Source organism: Pseudomonas serbiensis (genome assembly GCF_030580745.1).
Taxonomy (GTDB): Bacteria; Pseudomonadota; Gammaproteobacteria; order Pseudomonadales; family Pseudomonadaceae; genus Aquipseudomonas; species Aquipseudomonas serbiensis.
This window is the reverse complement of the sequence record NZ_JAUQOO010000018.1, coordinates 25254-44026: the sequence shown is the minus strand read 5'-3', so window position 1 is coordinate 44026 and position 18773 is coordinate 25254. Positions and strand designations below refer to the sequence as shown.

At 60.1% G+C, this 18773-nt stretch carries 5 protein-coding genes; 1 reads left to right on the top strand and 4 read right to left on the bottom strand.

The window, feature by feature from the left end:
- Positions 1-2: 2 nt before the first annotated feature.
- Entirely contained in the window at positions 3-953 is a 951-nt protein-coding gene (locus Q6A51_RS20740; protein WP_304575619.1) for an ABC transporter permease, read from the bottom strand.
- Entirely contained in the window at positions 950-2581 is a 1632-nt protein-coding gene (locus Q6A51_RS20735) for an ABC transporter substrate-binding protein (RefSeq protein ID WP_304575618.1), read from the bottom strand. The genes Q6A51_RS20740 and Q6A51_RS20735 overlap by 4 nt, the downstream gene beginning before the upstream one ends.
- Before the next feature lie 1050 nt (positions 2582-3631).
- Between Q6A51_RS20735 and Q6A51_RS20730 the strand changes: the two genes are divergently transcribed.
- The gene (locus Q6A51_RS20730; protein ID WP_304575617.1) at positions 3632-4657 is read left to right on the top strand and encodes a hypothetical protein; all 1026 of its coding nucleotides are present in this window, start codon (positions 3632-3634) and stop codon (positions 4655-4657) included.
- A gap of 62 nt (positions 4658-4719) precedes the next feature.
- On the opposite strand, the gene Q6A51_RS20725 is transcribed toward Q6A51_RS20730, so the two are convergent.
- Both Q6A51_RS20725 and Q6A51_RS20720 read right to left on the bottom strand, forming a co-directional pair.
- Positions 4720-5094, bottom strand: a complete 375-nt coding sequence (locus Q6A51_RS20725) for a cupin domain-containing protein (RefSeq protein ID WP_122370706.1) — start codon at positions 5092-5094, stop codon at positions 4720-4722.
- A 74-nt stretch (positions 5095-5168) separates the two neighbouring features.
- On the bottom strand, positions 5169-18773 hold the full coding sequence (locus Q6A51_RS20720; RefSeq protein ID WP_304575616.1) for a non-ribosomal peptide synthetase: 13605 nt from the start codon (positions 18771-18773) through the stop codon (positions 5169-5171).

Here is an 18773-nt window from a genome sequence, read left to right as displayed (position 1 = left end):
TGTCAGGAGACCTTTGGCGTGTGGGCGATGCGCGGATCCAGCGCAGGGTAGAGCAGGTCAACGATCAGATTGACCAATACAAAAGCGGCAGCCGAGACGGCGACGATGGCGAGTACCACCGGGATGTCCTGGCGCAGCACCGCTTCCTGGGCAAGACGACCGACTCCAGAGCGGGCGAAGATGGTTTCCACCAGTACTGCGCCGGAAACGGTATTGCCCACCTGCAGGCCGATCAGCGTCAGCAGTGGCAAGGCCGCGTTCTTGAACGCATGACGTGCCTGGACCTGAGCGCGGCTCAGGCCTTTGGCGTAGGCGGTGATGATGTAGGGTTCTTTCCAGACACCCTGAAAGCCGCGCAGCAGAACCTGGGCGTAAACCGCGGCACTGGGAATCGCCAGAGTGACCGCAGGCAATATCAGGCTGGAAAAGCCATCATTGCCGGTTGCCGGAAACCAGCCGAGGCTGAAGGCGAACAACTGGATCAGCAACAATCCCATCCAGAACACCGGTACCGAGAAGCCCAGCGAAGGCAAGCGCGACAGGGCGACCTTCAACGGCTGCCAGCGTACATACGCGGTGAGGTACGCCAGGCCGATCCCGCCGATCAGCGACAGGACAATGGCCAGGCCTGCCAGCGCCATGGTTTGCGGCAGCCGCTCGACCAGCACTTCTGAAACGGGGCGGTTGAGCGTGAGCGAATTGCCGAAGTCACCGTGGATCGCGCCCCATAGCAGATCGACATATTGCTCGAAGGCGCTGCGATCCAGCCCGTAATAGGACCTGGCCTGAGCGAGGTCCTGCTCTGACAGAGCATCGATCTCGACCCCTGAGGCGCTGAGCATGATGGACAGTGTGTCGCCGGGCAGCAGATACAGAATGAAATAAGTGATGCTGTAGGCACCCCAGAGTACCAGCAGCGCCTGGGCAATCCGGCCAAGAACGTAACGGCTCATGGTGTTGCGATCTCGATGTCGTTGAACAGTGCGAAACCTTCGGCGGTCCAGTGGAAATTACGCACCTTCTTGGCGGTCGCGGCTTGCCAGACCCGCTCATAGATAGGGAATGCCGAGCCTTCGTCGATCAGCAGGTCCTGCAAGTCGCCATAGGCTTGCGCCCTTTGCTCGCTGCGGGTAGCGGTCAGCCCGGCATCGAACAGCTCCAGTGCTCTTGGCAGCGTTTGCGGCTCGTAAAGGCTGGTCGCCAGGGTCGAGCTGTTGGCACTGCGCGGATCGAGGATGCTCTGCAGGACGATCGGGTCTGCGCGGGTCATATAGGCGAAGGTCAGGTCGTAGTTACCTGCGGCGTTGGTCGCCGCCCATTCAGCCGTCGTCACGACGCTGAGCTTGAGTTCGATACCGATCTTGCGCAGTTGATCCTGGATCAGCACATCGCCAGCGCTTTCGGAAGGCGACAGGTTGTAGGAAAGCTTCAGCCGTTTACCGTCCTTGTAGCGATAGCCATCGGCATTTTTCTGCCAGCCCGCACCTTCCAGCAGTCGCTCGGCACCCTGGGGATCATAGGCAAGCTTGTCGCTCTGGTTCTTGTAATAAGGCGTAGTGATGTCATAGATGCCAGAAACCACAGGGAACTCTGGGCTATAAACCGTGGCGGCGTAAGTCTTGCGGTCGATGCCTTTCTGTAGCGCCAGACGCACATCGCGATCAGCCAGAATGCGCGAGCCACGGGTATTGGGGTAGATGTTCAAGGCCGGACCAGGCAGGGAGCGGCTCTGGATGGTGGCGCCCTTGGACTTGAACAGGTTCAGGTCCACTTCGGAAAACGGGTTGCGCGGCCAGAGAATATCGACCTGGCCCTGTACGAACTGACCGTTGCGCACGCTTTCTTCCGGCACGTAACTGACTTCGACCTTATCCAGATGCGCTTCGCCCTTGTTCTGGGCATTGGCTGATGGCCAGGCGTAGCCTTTGCGTTTGGTCAGGAGCAGACCGCTTTCCGGCGTATAGCGCTCCAGCACAAAAGGCCCGGTGCCAATGATCGCGCCCAACGAGCGCTCCTTGGCGCTGAGCTTGTAGGATTCCGGAGCCAGAATTGAGAGGTTGGTAGTGGACGTGGCTTGCAGGAAGCCGGCATTGGGCTTGGCCAGCACCAGCTTGACGGTAAAGTCGTCCAGGACCTCGGCGTGATCGTAGCCCGCCAGATAAGTCGCGCCAAAGGTGCTCGGCAACTGGGCGGCGAAAGATTTGTTTGAGTCATAAGCAGCCTTCACCGCATGAGCGTCGAAGCGCGTACCGTTGCTGAAGGTCACGTCCTTGCGCAGGTGAAAGGTGTATTCCAGCGCGTTGTCACTTACCTCCCAGCGCTCTGCCAGCCAGGGAATGATCTTGCCGGTCTGTGGGTCCTGATCGGTCAATGACTCGACGACATTGCGCAGCACTACCCGATGCTCCAGCCAGTAGACCTGGAAGAGATCGACGCTGACCAATATGGTGTTATCCCTGAAAAAAGCGACTTTGAGCGTCTTGGCCGCCTGACTGTCCTGACCGGCAGGGGAGCAACCCAGCAAAGTGGCGGCAGTGGCAGCGGCAAACAACAGGCGCATGGGAAGAGGGCGTTTGATCATTGCTGCGTCCCCTGGTCCGCGGGGTTGGCTGGCAATGCCTGATGTTGAGTGCGGTGCATGAGAAATCCTCTTCAAGTCGAACAGCGCTTCAGGCTGGTTTTTAAGACCTTATTCGTCTGAGAAGGGGCTGTAAAAGTCTTTTTGGTTTTAAGCTAATATACATTTTTGTGATTTACGGTTTGTTTATTATGCTTGATTGGTATTTTTTTGCGGTGAGATCGGCCTGCTGGCTGCCGATTTCGGGGGCTTGAATGAAAAAGCCCTCCAGCGAGGGCTTTGTAGTCAAGCGGCAGGGCACCGGAGAGGGGCTGAGCGTAGGCCTATCCTTGAGAATGAGCTTCTCAAGAAGTTTTCAAGGCGGTTCTGAGTAGCCGGCTATTTTCCATTTATCGAATCGTCAGTATTTTTCAGAAGCGACGCATGTTGAAACTTGACCCATTCTGCTCATGTTTCAGCACTCTCGATTGCTGTAAGGGGGCGGGTTTTTTATTCCTTTCTGACATGCAGAGTGAAGTATTGCTATACATCACTGAAAACGTACCCAAAAAAAAGCGTCCCTGAGGACGCTTGAAGATTCACCTTTACCAAAGGAGCTGTAAAGCTATAAAGGTGAGTTCTGGAAATCTGATTTTCAGCCTTCCGACTTGTTTATCTGTTCGGCACGAGGTTTTTCATCCGCACTGACCAGCCGTGAAGTTTCACTGCGATTCTGTTCGTTGAACCTGAGGACTTGAGCGTGATGGTACGTCGTGAAGGCTAACGGGAAGATGAGCCGATTATTACAATATTGTTAGAAATTAATCTGATCATGAGTGGTCTGGCGAGTCGAGTGGCAGAGAGTGTTAAGAGTATAAAGTGCAGTGCATGTCAGGCCCCAGGCTGTAACATGGGTGAGTCATATTTATTTATGTGTATAAAGCGCACTCTGTAACGTTTTTGATTATTTAAAACTTTTCGACGGAAGTATTAAACTTCCTGAGTTGCCTTCAGGTCACTGGACTAAGCGCAGGCTTTTTGCGTGTTCTGCCACTGACTTCAAGGACTACCATCATGATTCGCGATGACCGTATCAATCCGGGCGTTGATCCCGCCTATGCCCATCAAGACACCCATACCATTGCACCGCTGCTCAAGCGTATTTCCTGGAGTGCGATACTGGCCGGTGTCGTGTTGGCCATGGTTGTTTCATTGCTGCTGAACCTGCTGGGGACGGCTATCGGGAGTGCCAGCATCGACCCTGTCCAGGAAGCCAACCCCATGTCCGGGATCGGTACTGGTGCCGGTATCTGGCTGGTCGCCAGCTCCATGATCTCGCTGTTTGTCGGGGGGTGGGCGGCAGGGCGTCTGGCTCAGCGTGAAGGTGCGTTTCACGGCTTGCTGGTGTGGGCCAGTGTTTCGCTGATCACGGTCTATCTGGTTTCCAGTGCTGTTACGGGCGTGGTACGCGGTGGTCTGAATCTGGCTGGCAGCGGCATGTCGGCACTGGGCAGCGGCATTGCTCAGGTCGCGCCTGCGCTGGGCGGCAAGATTCAGGAGCAACTGCGTGCGCAAGGTATCGACTTCAACCTCAACGATATTCAGGGTGAAATCGAAACCGCCATGCGCCAGACCGGAAAACCCGAACTGAACCCCGATAATGTCAGGCAGGAGGCCCAGTCCACCCAACAGGACGCGCAGAATACTGCCCGACAAGGTGCTCAGAACCCTCAACAAGCCGATGAGCAACTGGGTGGTCTGATGGATCGGATCAAGGCCAAGGGCGATCAGGCCTGGGATGCGGCCGACCGTCAGGCGCTGGTCAATCTGATCAAGGCCCGTGGCAACAAGACCGATGAAGAAGCCAACCAGATCGTCGATCAGGCTCAGGCCAGTTACCGCGAGGCTTATGCCAAGTATGAGGAGTTGAAGGCCCAGGCCGAGCAGAAAGCCCGTGAAACCGCCGAAGTTGCCGCCAAGCGCATTTCACAGGCGGCCTGGATTCTGCTGATCACGCTGGTGATCTCCGGTCTGGTGGCAGCAGGTGCCGGTGTTTTGGGACGTCGTACCCAGCCGCCCGTCAAGGCGGTGGTTTCCTGATTCATGCTTCAGGCTGAGGGCTTCAAACTGAAGGCTCCCGCGCAGTATGCGGGAGCGCTGCTTCAGATCCAGCGGTCATTCTCGGCGGTCATCTCGCCAGTGTGCTCGCCGGTATTGATGACGCCACGGGGTTCGACCAGCAGAATCCTGGCCTCCCGCGCCGCACAAGGCTTGTGCTCGACACCTTTGCCGACCACATACATTTCTCCTGCTCCCAAAGTGACCTTGCCATCGCGCAGGTGAATCTCCAGTTCGCCTTCCAGGACGATAAAGACTTCATCCGTGTCGGCATGGCTATGCCAGATGAACTCGCCTTCGACCTTGACCAGCTTGAACTGGTAGTCATTCATCTGCGCGATGACCTTGGGGGTCCATTGCTCGGAAAACAGGGAAAACTTGTCGGCAAAGTTGATTGCCGTTGCAGATGCTCCATTCACAGAAAAGACCTCGTTCCAACCCGGTGAATGGCGGCCTGGTGCTTCTAGCACCAGGTCGCCGATGCTGCTGGAAGTTATAGACGCTTCAAGGCCAGAGAGATGGCCTCGCCCAATGCCCTGACATACGGTGCCGTTACCAGCGTATTGTGCTCGCCGCGCAGCGGGGTGACTTGCAGGCGGTTGCCCTGCAGGTCGCTCCAGCCCAGAGTCGCATCGACACGCTCTTGGTCCTTGGCGGTAAACAGCGATACGTTCACTGCCGTCACAGGGCTGACATAGGCATCGACCGCCTGACGAATGGCATAGGCAACCTTCAGGTGAGTGCGCAGAGACTGGGCGTCGATGTCTTTGCCCAGCTCCTGCGGCAACAGGTCGTTGGCCAGGCACAGTGCAAGCATCTGCTCGATCCTGTTGGCAGCGGCATGGGCATCCAGCTCGTTTCTGATGGCCGGTTCGATCCGTTCCGGCAGCCATTCGAGCAGGAATTGCGTTTCGCTGAGTGGTTTCTCGGCAGGCGCTGTCTTGTGTACCGAGGTATCGATAATCCCCAGGAACTCCACCGTTTCACCCGCAGCAATGGCCTGATGAGCCATTTCATGGGCGATCAGGCCACCAGCCGACCAGCCCGCGATGCGGTAAGGCCCCTTGGGCTGCACGGCGCGAATCGCTGTGAGGTAGCTGGCGGCAAGGGCCTGGATCGTGTTCGGGGTCTTTTCCCCGGCAGCGAAACCACTGGCCGCCAGCCCGTAGACCGGCACCTCGACATTCAGCTCCGGTGCCAGATCCCTTGCATATTGCACTTCGCCGCCCAATGGGTGGACCAGGAACAGTGGCCGCTGGCTGCCGCTGCGACGGATAGGCACCAGATTGCTCTGTGCTGCCTGACCAGCCTTCTGGTCCAGAGTCCGGGCGAAACCGGCCACGGTAGGTTCGACAAACAGATCACGGACCGCGATTGCCTTGCCCAGCACCTTGCGCAGCCTTGAGGTCATTTGTACGGCCATCAGCGAGATGCCGCCCAGTTTGAAGAAATCATCGTGGCGACTGATCTGCTCGGTCTTGAACAGCTCTTGCCAGATGCGTGCAATCGCCAGTTCCGTATCGCCTTGCGGGGCCTCATAGGGCAAGGCTTCTGCTTCTTGTGCATCCAGTGCCGAGGCGGGCAGGTGCGGCGCGGACTCGGCACGCACCAGCGCGGGCAACTGTTCCAGCAGCTTGCCGACCGGTTGCCGGGCATCCGCGATCAGATGCTCCAGGTTCAGAGTGAACAGATCGAGAATGTTCTGCACCGTTGCGGTATCGAACAGGTCGCTGGCGTACTGCATGCTGCCGTACAAGCTGCCTTGATCCTCGGTAAGAGACAGCGACAGATCGAACTGGGTCGTGTGGTGAGCACTTTCCAGGGACTCGATCTCAAGTCCGGGCAGCGTCAGCGGTGCTGGCGGGGTGTTGTTGAGGCTGAGCATCACCTGGAACAGCGGGCTGTGGCTCATGCTGCGGGTCGGCTGCAGCGCGCTGACCACCTGCTCGAAAGGCAGATCCTGATGATTGAAGGCTGCCAGGGTCAGGTCTCTGATGCTGACCAGCAACCTGGAAACACTCGTCTCACGCTCAGCCTTGACCCTTAAGGCCAGGGTGTTGGCGAAGAAGCCGATCAGCGGCTCCAGCTCGGTACGCTGCCTGTTGGCGACCGGTGTCCCGACCACCACATCATCCTGGCCGCTGAGGTGAGTCAGCAGAGTCGACCAGCCAGCCAGGAGGGTCATGAACAGGGTGGTGCCCTGTGCCTGGCTGAAGGTACGCAACTGTTCGCTCAGCGCTGCGGGCAAAGTGAAGTCGAGGATGCCGCCGGCATAGCTCTGCACGGTTGGGCGAGGCCGGTCGAGTGGCAGGTTCAGCAAGGCGGGTGCGCCTTGCAGGTGCTTGTGCCAGAAGTCGGTCTGGGCCTGCAGGGCTGCACCCTGCAACCACTGCCGTTGCCAGACGGCGTAATCGGCGTATTGCAGCGGCAAGGCTGGCAGCGGGTCCTTGTTCCCCTGGCTGTAGGCGCTGTAAAGCACGCTTATTTCGTGGGCCAGAACACTGTTGGACCAGCCGTCCGAGATGATGTGGTGCAAGGTGATGAACAACACATGCTCATTGTTGCCAGTCTGTACCAGACAACCTCTGAGCAGTGGCCCGTTGCCGAGATCGAACAGAGTACTGGCATTGGTTTCACCCAGTTGCTCGATGGTCCGTTGACGTTCCTCGGCCAGCAACTGACGCAAATCATGCCGCGTCAGCGAGAAACCACGGTCCGCAGGTGCGATTTTCTGTTCCGGTTGGCCATCGACCAGTGCAAACGAAGTCCGCAGGTTTTCATGGCGGGCCACCAGACGGTCAAGGGCGGCCTGCAAGGCATCGGGGTTCAGCTGTCCACTCAGGCGCAGTGCCACTGGCAGGTGATAGGCGGCACCGGCTGCCGGGTCCAGATGATCCAGGAACCACAAGCGTTGCTGCGAAAACGACAGGGCAAGCTTTTCCTTGCGGTTGGCCAGCGGGATGGTCTGGCTTTGTTCGGACGAAGCCGATTCCACTCGTGCTGCAAGACCGCGCACAGTCGGGGCGTCGAACAGCTCACGCAAGGTCAGCCGGGTGCCGAGCTTGCGGCGCAGCCGCGAGAGCAATTGCACTGCCAGCAGCGAATGGCCGCCCAGTTCCAGGAAGCCATCGTTACGGCCGACTCGCTCCACATGCAGCAAGTCCTGCCAGATTTTGGCAATGGCTTCTTCCACCTCGCCCTGTGGTGCCTCATAGGCACGGCTGGCAAGCGATTCCTGGCCCGGAGCGGGCAGGGCGCGGCGGTCGAGCTTGCCGTTGGCGGTCAGTGGCATGGATTCCAGTTGCACGAAGGCGCTGGGCACCATGTATTCCGGCAGGCGCTTGAGCAGCAAGGCGCGCAGTTCCTCGGCAGAAGTCGGTTCGCCACAGATATAGGCCACCAATCGGCTGCTGCTGGCTTCGCCTGGGTTGTCTTCACGGGCAATCACTACTGCTTCACGTACTGCCGGAGAGGTCAGCAATGCGCTTTCGATCTCGCCCAGTTCGATACGGAAGCCCCGGATCTTGACCTGGAAGTCGTTGCGTCCTGCGTATTCCAGGCTGCCGTCAGCTTTCCAGCGGCCCAGGTCGCCGGTCTTGTACAAGCGAGCCTGTTGATTACTGGAGAACGGATTGCTGAAGAAGCGCTCGGCGGTCATTTGCGGGTTGTTCAGATAACCGCGGGCCACACCGGCACCGCCGATATGCAGTTCCCCGGTCACACCCACCGGCACCGGCTGGCCACGCTTGTCGAGTACCAGCACCTGCATGTTGGACAGCGGCTTGCCGATGCTCGGACGGTCGCCCAGATCGCTGATCAGGCCCAAAGAGGCATCGACCGTGCATTCGGTCGGGCCGTACATGTTGTAGAAACGGATGTTCTGGCTCTGGCGCAGCTTGTCCCAGGTCGCAGCATTCAGGGCTTCGCCACCCAGCAGGACGCTGACCGGCTGATAGCTGCGACGTTCCAGCAATCCCGCCGCCAGCAATGTATCCAGCTGTGATGGCGTGGAATCGAAGGCATGGACCTGATGTTTCTCAAGGAAATCCAGCAGTTCATGGCCGCTGGCACGGATCAAAGGCGGAATGATGATCAGGCGATGGCCAAAGAACAGTTGCGCGATGCCCTTGATGGACATGTCGAAGTAGAACCCGGCATTGAGGGCCACATTGGCCTGCGGCGGGCAATGGGCGTGGGTGGTGCGGGCCATGACGTGACTGAAGTTGAACACCGAACGGTGCTCGACCATCACGCCCTTGGACTGCCCGGTTGAGCCGGAGGTGTAGATCACATAGGCCAGGTTCTCGGCGGTCAGGCCGATGCTGGCAGGGTCGATGTTCTTGTCGTATTGCGCGTCGTTATCGACCGATTCAAGGTCATGCTCATCGAGCAGGATCAGCATCGGACGGTTGGGTTCGGCAGGCAGGTGAGCAGTCAGTGCCTGCTGGCAGAGCAGAGCCTGAGCGTCGCTGTCCTTGAGGATAAAGGCGATACGGTCAGTCGGGTGATCCGGGTCGATCGGCACATAAGCGCCGCCAGCCTTGAGCACGGCGAGCAGAGCCACGATCATCTCGACGCCGCGTTCTGCACAGATGGCCACCCGCTGTTCTGGCTGAATGCCGTGGGACAGTAGACGCTGGGCCAACTGATTGGCCCGACGGTTGAGCTGGGCGTAGGTGAGCTGTTGCTGCTCATGCACCAGCGCAATGGCATTCGGCTGAACCTGAACCTGCTGCTCGAACAAGGTCTGCAGAGGGCGAGGGCTGCCAAAGTCGCTGGCGGTCTGGTTGAAACCGTTCAGCACCAATTGGCGCTCTGCCACAGGCAGGATGTCGAGGGTATCGGCCAGACGTTGCGGTGTATGTTCCAGCGCTTCCACCAGCACAGTCACCGCTTGTGCCAGATAATCGGCAATACGTTGCGGGTCGATACCGACCACTGTCTGGGAGGTCAGCGAGATCGCACCGTTTTCAGTCGCCACGGCAATTTCGATCGGGTAGTTGGTGTGGGTTTCCGAAGCCTCGAACTGGATACCGTCCCACTTGTCGAATTCAGCGATATTGCTGCCATCGGCAGTGATCATCTCGCCATGTCGGCAGTTGAGGATGACGGTAAACAGCGGCATCGAGGCATCGACCGCACTGCAACGCTGGGCCAGGGCCAGTGAAGCCTGTTCGTGGGTCAGCAGCTCGCTCAATTGCTGATAGGCATCCTGGACGATGTCGTTGACGCTTCTTTGCTCCAGGCGAATGCGCATCGGCAGGGTGTTGATGAACATGCCCAGTGCCTGGTCGGCACCGCTGGCACCCTGGGAACGGCCCGACAACACCGTGCCGAATACCGCATCGTCGCGTCCGCTGGTGGCCGCGACCACCAGCCCCCAGGCCGCATGGAACAGCACGGAATTGGGCACCCCACGGATTTTGGCCACGCGGTGAACGGCTGCGCTGACCTCATCGCTCAGGTAACGGATGGCCTTGGTATTGCCGGCACCGCTGCTCTGAACATCCAGCACACCATAGGGCGCAGTGGTTTCGTCCACGTCGCCCAGAAGTTTGCGGAAATAGGCTTCGTGCTCTTCCTGGGAAACCATGGCCGCCTTGGCAATAAAGTTCCGGTAAGGGTGAGACGGCGGCAGGCTGTGACCTTCGCCATGCAGGATGGCGTAGATCTCCGACATGATCAGGCGCAGGGTCACGTTATCGCTGATCAAGTGGTGATCCAGCAGCGCCAGCAGCCATTGCTCCCGTGTCCGGTCCCAGGTCATGTACGCCGCGATCAGCGGGGCCTGTTGCAGATCCAGGCTCAGGGTCTGGGTGTCGGTGTGTTCATGCAGCATCTGCAACGGATCGGCAGCCTGGCTGCTGTCGAGCACATTCACCGGCAGCGTTGCCTGGCGCTGCACGATCTGCACCGGTTTCGGCAGGCCGGACCAGCGCAGGGCCGTACGCAGGATGTCATGGCGATTGATCACGCTTTGCAGCGCCGCCAGAAACTCGTCCAGACGCTCGCGTTGTTTGAATTTCACGACAGTACGCATCAGGTACGCATCGCCCTGGCCCTGCAACAGGTGGTGGAAGAGAATCCCTTCCTGCAGCGACGAAAGCGGGTAGATGTCCTGCACATTGCCGGCACCACCCGGCACGTCAGCCACAATCTGCTCGATTTCCGCCTGAGTGAGCGTGACCAGCGGCAGCATGTCCGGGGTGATTTCCGTGCAGCCGTCAGGAATCAGATTTGGCGGAATTGCGGTGCTGGCAAGCTCGGTATCCGTAGACAGCACTGCGGCCATGGCCTTGAGTGTCGGTGCGGCAAAGACGCTGCGCACATCCAGCACGATTCCGCTCTGGCGCAGGCGCTCGATCAGGCTGATTACCAGGAACGAATGCCCGCCCAGCTCGAAGAAGTGATCTTCGCGCCCCACACGCTCGATACCCAAGAGTTCCTGCCAGGCCGACGCCAGGGCAATTTCCAGCGTGCCTTGAGGCGCTTCGTACTCGCGGGTTGCCGTTGCAGTGCGATCCGGCGCGGGCAGTGCGTTGCGATCCAGCTTGCCGTTGGTGGTCAGCGGCCATGCCGACAGGGGCATGAAAGCGCTCGGGATCATATGCTCGGCCAGGGTACTGGCCAGTTGCGAACGCAGGGCCGACGACTCCAGCGTCGCCTGTTCATGGGCGATCAGGTAAGCCACCAGACGTTTGTCACCGGGCGCATCTTCGCGCACGATCACCACGGCTTCACGCACGCCGTCGCAGGCTTGCAGACGGGCTTCGATCTCGCCCAGTTCGATACGGAAACCGCGGATCTTGATCTGTGAGTCGTTGCGGCCCACATAGACGATTCCGCCATCGGCCCGATAGCGCGCCACATCGCCTGTGCGATAGAGGCGTGCTTCAGGGCTGCTGGCAAACGGATCGGCGATGAAACGCTCTGCGTTGAGTTCAGGACGGTTCAGGTAGTGGCGAGCGACGCCTGCGCCGCCAATATAGATTTCGCCTTCGACACCGACCGGCACCGGCTGCCCGAAGGCATCCAGAATGCGCAGGCACAGGTCCTGCAGCGGTTCGCCGATCAGGCCGTTATCACCTGCATCGATTTCCGCCTGGCTGACGGCATGAAAGGTGGCATGTACGGTTATTTCGGTAATCCCGTACATGTTCACCAGTCGGGTGCGGGTCAGCGGCGTGTTCTGTGTCCAGGCACGCAGGGTGCGAACGTCCAGGGCTTCGCCGCCGAAAATCACTTCCTTGAGGCTGTGTGCTTCGTCGCTGCGCCCGGCGGCTTCGATGAACTGGCGGAAGGCGCTCGGCGTCTGGTTCAGCACGCTGACCCGCTCACGGCAGACCAGTGCATGGAAGTCATCCGGCGAGCGTGCCAGTTCGGTGGGCACGATCACCAGCTTGCCGCCGTAGATCAAGGCTCCCCAGATCTCCCAGACCGAGAAGTCGAAGGCGAAGGAGTGGAACAGCGTCCAGACATCGTCACTGCCGAAACTGAAGCTGGCCTGTGTGGCATCGAACAGTCGCGCCACATTGCCGTGCTCCACCAGCACACCTTTGGGCAGCCCGGTAGAGCCGGAGGTGTAAATCACGTAAGCGAGGTGCTGCGGACCAAGCTCTGGAGCCGGATTGCGGTCCAGGGTGGCGTCGGCTGCCGTTTCACTGTCGGTTTGCGGGTTCAGCTCGATCAGCGCAATGTCGGGACGGGCGCCCAGTGCATCCAGGCTGGCGGGCTGGGCCAGCAGGGCAACCGGCTGGCTGTCCTCCAGCAGATAAGTCAGGCGCGCCTGCGGATAGGCTGGGTCCAGCGGGACGTAAGCGGCACCGGCTTTCAGCACGCCGAGAATGGCGCACAGCATGTCCACGCCACGTTCGGCGAGAATACCGACCCGATCATCGGGCTTGACGTTCAAGTCGAGCAGTTGCCCGGCAATGCGGTTGGCCCGACGGTTGAGTTCCTGATAGCTGACCTGACGTTCGGCGAATTGCAGTGCAATGGCTTGCGGCTGTTGTTCCGCCATTTGCTCGAAACGCTGATGAATCAGGGTATGAGTGCCGAAATTCGCCACAGGAGGGCGCAATGACGGGTGCGCTTCTCGCTGGGCAGGCGTCAGCAGCGGCAGGGCCATGACCGGTTGTTCGCTGTCTCGGACAAAGGCTTCCAGCAGTACCTGGAAGGATTGGGCGAAGCGTTCCACGGTTGCACGATCAAACAGGTCGGTGGCGTATTGAATGGCACCGCCCAGCGTCCCGGCGTTTTCCGCCAGAGACAGCATCAGGTCGAACTGCGAGGTTTCCTGAGCCTGATTCAGGGCTGTCAGGGTCAGGCCCGGCAAGTTAAGCGGGCCATCGTCCGGGGTGTTGTTCAAGGACAGTGCAACCTGACACAACGGGTTATGGCTCAGGGAACGCGGAGGTTGCAGGGCTTCGATCACATGCTCGAAAGGTACTTCCTGGCGTTCATGGACCGCCAGCAGTGTGTCCCGGACCTGCACCAGCAGTTGCGCGACGCTCGGGCTGTCCTGCAATTGCACCCGCACCGGCAGCGTGTTGACGAAAAAGCCGATCAGGGATTCGACCTGCGCATTGCCACGGTTGGCAGTCGGCACGCCGATCACCACATCGCGCTCGTTGCCCAGCCGCGCCATCAGCACCGACCAGGCGCTGAGCAGGACCATGAACAGTGTGACGTCGTGTTGCTTGCAGCAGCGTTCCACCTGAGCGAGCAGTTGTGGGCTCAATGCCAGTGGCACGTCGGCACCGCGATAGCTTTGCAGCGCAGGCCTTGGGCGGTCGGCAGGCAGGGTCAAGAGAGTCGGCGCGCCACCCAGGTGCTCGCGCCATTGCTCAAGCTGGTTGACCAGTTGCGGGCCTGAAAGGGTTTCGCGCTGCCAGGCGGCATAGTCGGCGTACTGGACCGCCAGCGGTTCGAGCGATGGGGTATTGCCGTTGGCAAAGGCTTCATAAAGCTGCGCGAACTCCTTGACCAGCACACCCACGGACCAGCCATCGGAAATGATGTGGTGCTGGGTGATATGCAGGCGATATTCGTCATCGGCCAGACGCACCAGGCTGCCGCGAATCAGCGGGCCGTGTTGCAAATCGAACGGCGCTGCCGCTTCGCGCTGGGCGATACGTGCCGCGCTGGATTGTGCCTCCTCGAAAGGCAGGGCGCGCAGGTCGTGTTCGGTCAGGCTGAAGCCGCTGTCGGTGGCGGCAATCACCTGAACCGGCTGTTCACCGATACGCTTGAAGGTGGTGCGCAGCCCTTCGTGACGTGCCACCAGATGATCCAGTGCAGCTTTCAAGGCCTGAGTGTTCAGGTCGCCGCGCAATTGCAGGGACGCCGGCATGTGATAAGCGATGCTGGCATTGGGGTCCAGTTGATCGAGGAACCACAGGCGCTGTTGAGAGAAGGACAGGACCAGCGGAGCTTCACGGTCGATGGGCTGAATGCCGGCAACTGTGGTCTGTTCCAGCGCACCGATGACCCTGGCCAGTTCTTCGACGGTCGGGTGGCTGAACAGCTCACGCAGCATCAGTTCGCCGCCCAGCACCTGACGGACACGTGACACCAGTTGCGCGGCCAGCAGCGAGTGGCCACCCAGCTCGAAGAAGCCGTCACGACGCCCCACACGCTCAACGCCCAGCAGTTCCTGATAAATCTGCGCCAGTGCCTGTTCGGTGGTGCCCTGTGGCGCTTCATAGCCGCGCTCGGACATGGAATCTACGCCAGCAGCGGGCAGGGCATCCTGATCCAGTTTACCGTTGGCGGTCAGTGGGTAAGCGTTCAGGCTGACAAAGGCGCTGGGCACCATATAGTCCGGCAAGGTCGCGCCCAATTGCTTGCGCAGGGCCGCCACTTCAATCACGGCTCCCGGCTCGGGAATCAGGTAGGCGATCAGGCGTTTGCCCTGGCGGGCATCGTCGCGGGCCAGTACGCGCACTTCATGCACGCCTTCGCAGGCCAGCAACTTGGCCTCGATCTCGCCCAGTTCAATACGGAAGCCACGAATCTTGACCTGAGCGTCCATGCGGCCCAGGTGTACGATCTCGCCATTGCTCAGCAATTTGCCCAGGTCACCCGAGCGATACAGGCGCTCACCGGGGCGCAGCGGGTCGTCGATGAAACGCTCGGCAGTGAGTTGCGGACGATTCAGGTAGCCGCGCCCGACCCCAAGGCCACCGACACAGATTTCCCCCGGTACGCCCACCGGCAGCAGACGCTGTTTGCCGTCCATGACGTAGGTCACGGTGGTCGGGATCGGCCGTCCCACATTGGAAATGCTGGCGTTGATGTCATCGGCCTTGATGTGCTTGAAGGTCACATGCACGCAGGTTTCGGTGATGCCGTACATATTGATCAGCGCCACCTCGGGGAAGGCGTCATGGAACGCCCCCAGGCGATTCACTTCCAGGCTTTCGCCGCCAAAGATCACGTATTTCAAGGCGCGCAGAGCGGTTTCCTTGCGTCCCAGCGCGGCTTCGCTCAAGGGCAGGAAGGCCGAGGGAGTCTGGTTGAGGACCGTGACCTGCTCGCGTTCGAGGAAATCGAGGAGCAGCGCCGGATCACGGCGCTCGGGTTCCGGCACCAGCACCAGACGCCCGCCGTGCAGCAAGGCTCCGAACATTTCCCATACCGAGAAATCGAAGGCGTTGGAGTGGAACAGCGTCCAGACATCGTCGCTGCCGAAGCTGAAAGGGCTGCGGCTGTTGTGCAGCAGGCGTACTACGTTGCGGTGTTCCAGCAAGGTGCCCTTGGGCTGGCCGGTGGATCCCGAGGTGTAGATCACGTAGCACAAGTGGCCCGGCGCCGTCAGGTTGTCCAGGTTTGTAGCGGTAATGCGCTCTTCGTTCATCGAGGCGGGATCGAAGACTTCAAGATCCGGGTCTGCCAGGGATGCTGCTGTCTCTGCCCGTGCGATGATCTTGCGCACGCCGCTGTCTTTCAGAATGTAGGCCATGCGATCGGCAGGCGAGGCCGGGTCGATGGGCACATAGGCCGCGCCGGCCTTGAGCACGGCCAGGGTGCTGACAATCATGTCCAGCGAGCGGTCCAGCAGAATGGCGATCAACTCCTGGGTAGCGACCCCGCTGGCACGCAAGCGATGGGCCAGACGGTTGGCCCGCTCATTGAGGGCTTTATAGGTGAGCTGACCCTCGCTACTGTTGACCGCAATATGTTCCGGTGTGGCCAGCACCTGCGCCTCGAACAGTTGGTGCAGCGTTGCATCCGTCGGGTAAGCGGCTTCGGTGTCGTTCCAATGCAAGGCCTGAAGGAGTTTTTCCTGTTCATCCAGCAGCGGGATGTCATCCACCGGTTGTTCGGTATCGCCAGCAAAGGCATCCAGCAGACGCACGAAATGCTGCATCAGTTGCGCGATGAAGTCCTGATCAAAGAAGTCGGCGTTGTAGGTCATGTGGCCTTGCCACTGAGCTTCGCTGGCGACGATCAACAGATGCAGGTCGTTCTTGCCGTAACCCAGGCTGGTTTCCAGGGTACGAACTCCAAGGCCTGCAACCTGATCAGGCGTCTGGCGAGCCTGTTCGAAGTTGAACAGCACATCGAACAGCGCGGTGCGGCTCATGTCCTTGTCGGGATTGAGGGCCAGTACCAGTTGGTCGAACTGCATGTAGCGATGTTTGTGGGCCTGAGCCAGTTTTGTCGAGGTCTGGGTCAGCAAGCCTTGCAGCGAGGTGTTTTCATCGCAGGCACCGCGCAGCACCAGCAGGTTGCCGACCGGGCCGACCATGTCCTGCAAGACCACGTCTTCGCGGCAGGCAGCGGTGGTGCCGATCACCAGCTCGTCGTGCCCGGCATAGCGACGCAGCAGGGCGGTGAATGCACTCAGGGCCAGGCTTTGGGTCGAGACTCCGGCGCGGCGTGCGACGGCTTCGATAGCCTTGACCTGTCCGGTAGTGAGGGCAAAGGCATGGGTGGCCGGTGTGAACACATGAACCGCTGCGCGAGGACGGTTTAGAGGCAGTTCCATGGGCTGCAGCTTGCCGCGCAGTTGGTAGGCCCAGAACGAACGCAGGGATTCACGGGTCGCGGCAGGCAACTGACGCTGCCATTGGGCGAAATCATGATAGGTGACCGGCAGGTCTGAAAGTTGCGGTTCGCGCTCCGAGCAGGCCGCGTCATACAGCTCCAGCACGTCGCGCTTGATGATCTGCATCGAAGCCCGGTCGGCCAACAGGTGGTGAACGGTAATGGCCAGCACCGCTTCTTGAGTACCGTCCTGTACCAGCGTCGCCCGCACCAGACCGCCACCGTCCATATGCAGCGGCTGCGTCGCATCTTCCAGCGCAATGACGGTGCATTGACCGATTGCGGCTTGCAGACAGTTGAGGGGGAGCGAGGCGTTCTTTTCAAAACGCTGCCAGGCCCTGGCGCCATCGCTGAGCACCCGGCAACGGAGGATTTCATGGCGAACCATCAAGCCATTGAGGGCCGTTTGCAGCGCTGTGGTATTGATTTCACCACTGAGTTCCAGCAACAGCGGGATATTGTGGTAGATCGGGTTGGCGGCATACAGATAGCCAGTTTCAAAGGTATCGACGAACCAGATACGTTCCTGATGCCAGGACAGTGGCGTTTCCAGAGCGTCGTGGCTGACAGGCTGCACCTGTGGCAGTTCAAGATCCGGGTCCAGGTCCAGCGCGCCGACCCGGGTCTGTGGTGCATCGGTGAAATAGCGCAGCACTCGCTCGAAGCGCCGGGAAAGTCGTTCGATGGTCGAGACGTCGAACAGGGCCGTGGAGTAGGACAGGCTGCACACCAGTTGCTCGCCGCCCTCGTCAATGTGCAGAGACAGATCGTGCTGGGTGTCTTCCTGACGCGAAGACAGGAATTCCAGCGTCAGGCCCGGCAGGCTCAGCTGTTCTGCGTCGTTGCCGGCGTTGGTGTACAGCATGGTCTGGAAGATCGGGCTGTGGCTGGCACTGCGCGGTGGCTTGAGTGCTTCGACTACCAGGTCGAAAGGCGTGTCCTGATAGCTCGACGATTCCAGCATCAGGTTGCGCACCTGGGCCATGACTTCATCCAGGCTCGGATCAGCCTGCAAACGGACACGCAACGCCAGGGTGTTGGCAAAGAAGCCGATCAGACCTTGTACATCCTGGCGGTCACGATTGGCGGCGACAGTGCCGATCACTACGTCCTGCTGGCCGCTGATGCGGGTCAACAGCACGGCCCAGGCCGCCATCAGGGTCATGAATGGCGTTGCGGCGCGCAACTGGGCAAAGGCACCGATTGCGCGAGACAGCTCCTTGGGCAGAGTGAATTTCAGGGTGCTGCCTTCATGGCTTTGTACTGGCGGGCGAGGCCGGTCAGTGGGAACCGTCAGCAGGACGGGTGCGCCGCTCAGGTGATTACGCCAGAACTCCAGATGTTGTGTCTGGAGGTCGCCATTCATGCGTTGACGTTGCCAGGCGGCGTAGTCGGCATACTGGATCGACAAGGGCGGCAGCGGGTTCGGCTGGTTGCCGACAAAGGCTTCATAAAGCGCCGAGAACTCCCGGACCAGCACTTCAATGGACCAGCCATCGGAAATGATGTGGTGCTGGGTGATCAGCAGCAGGTGTTCTTCATCGGTCACTTGCAGCAGGCGACCACGAATCAGAGGCCCTTCCAACAGGTCGAAAGGCTCGGCGGCTTCGGCTTCGCTGATCCGGGTGGCGCTCAGGCGTGCCTGTTCGGGCGACTGCTCACGCAGATCCTGCTCCACCAACACAAAGCCACTGTCGGCAGCTGCGATGACTTGCACCGGTTGCTCGTTTTCTTGCTTGAAGGTCGTGCGCAGGCTTTCGTGACGCGCCACCAGATGGTCGAGTGCGGACTTGAGTGCCGATCTGTCCAGGCTGCCCGTCAGGCGCAAGGCCGCAGGCATGTGATAGGCCACGCTGGCGGTGTGATCAAGCTGGTCGAGGAACCACAAGCGTTGCTGGGCGAATGACAGCGGCAGCGCGGCGCTGCGGTCGGCGGCTTCGATTGCATCCTGCGGTGCCCGTTCGGTACGGCTGGCGCCGCGTTGCTGGAGCAGGCGCAGCAGGGCGGCGCGTTTCAACTGGTCGAGACTTTCGTTACGGTCGTTCAA

Bases quoted from the DNA above. Each gene is read 5' to 3' on its own strand.
- Q6A51_RS20740 (WP_304575619.1), bottom strand. From the start codon at position 953: ATGAGCCGTTACGTTCTTGGCCGGATTGCCCAGGCGCTGCTGGTACTC.
- Q6A51_RS20735 (WP_304575618.1), bottom strand. From the start codon at position 2,581: ATGATCAAACGCCCTCTTCCCATGCGCCTGTTGTTTGCCGCTGCCACT.
- Q6A51_RS20730 (WP_304575617.1), top strand. From the start codon at position 3,632: ATGATTCGCGATGACCGTATCAATCCGGGCGTTGATCCCGCCTATGCC.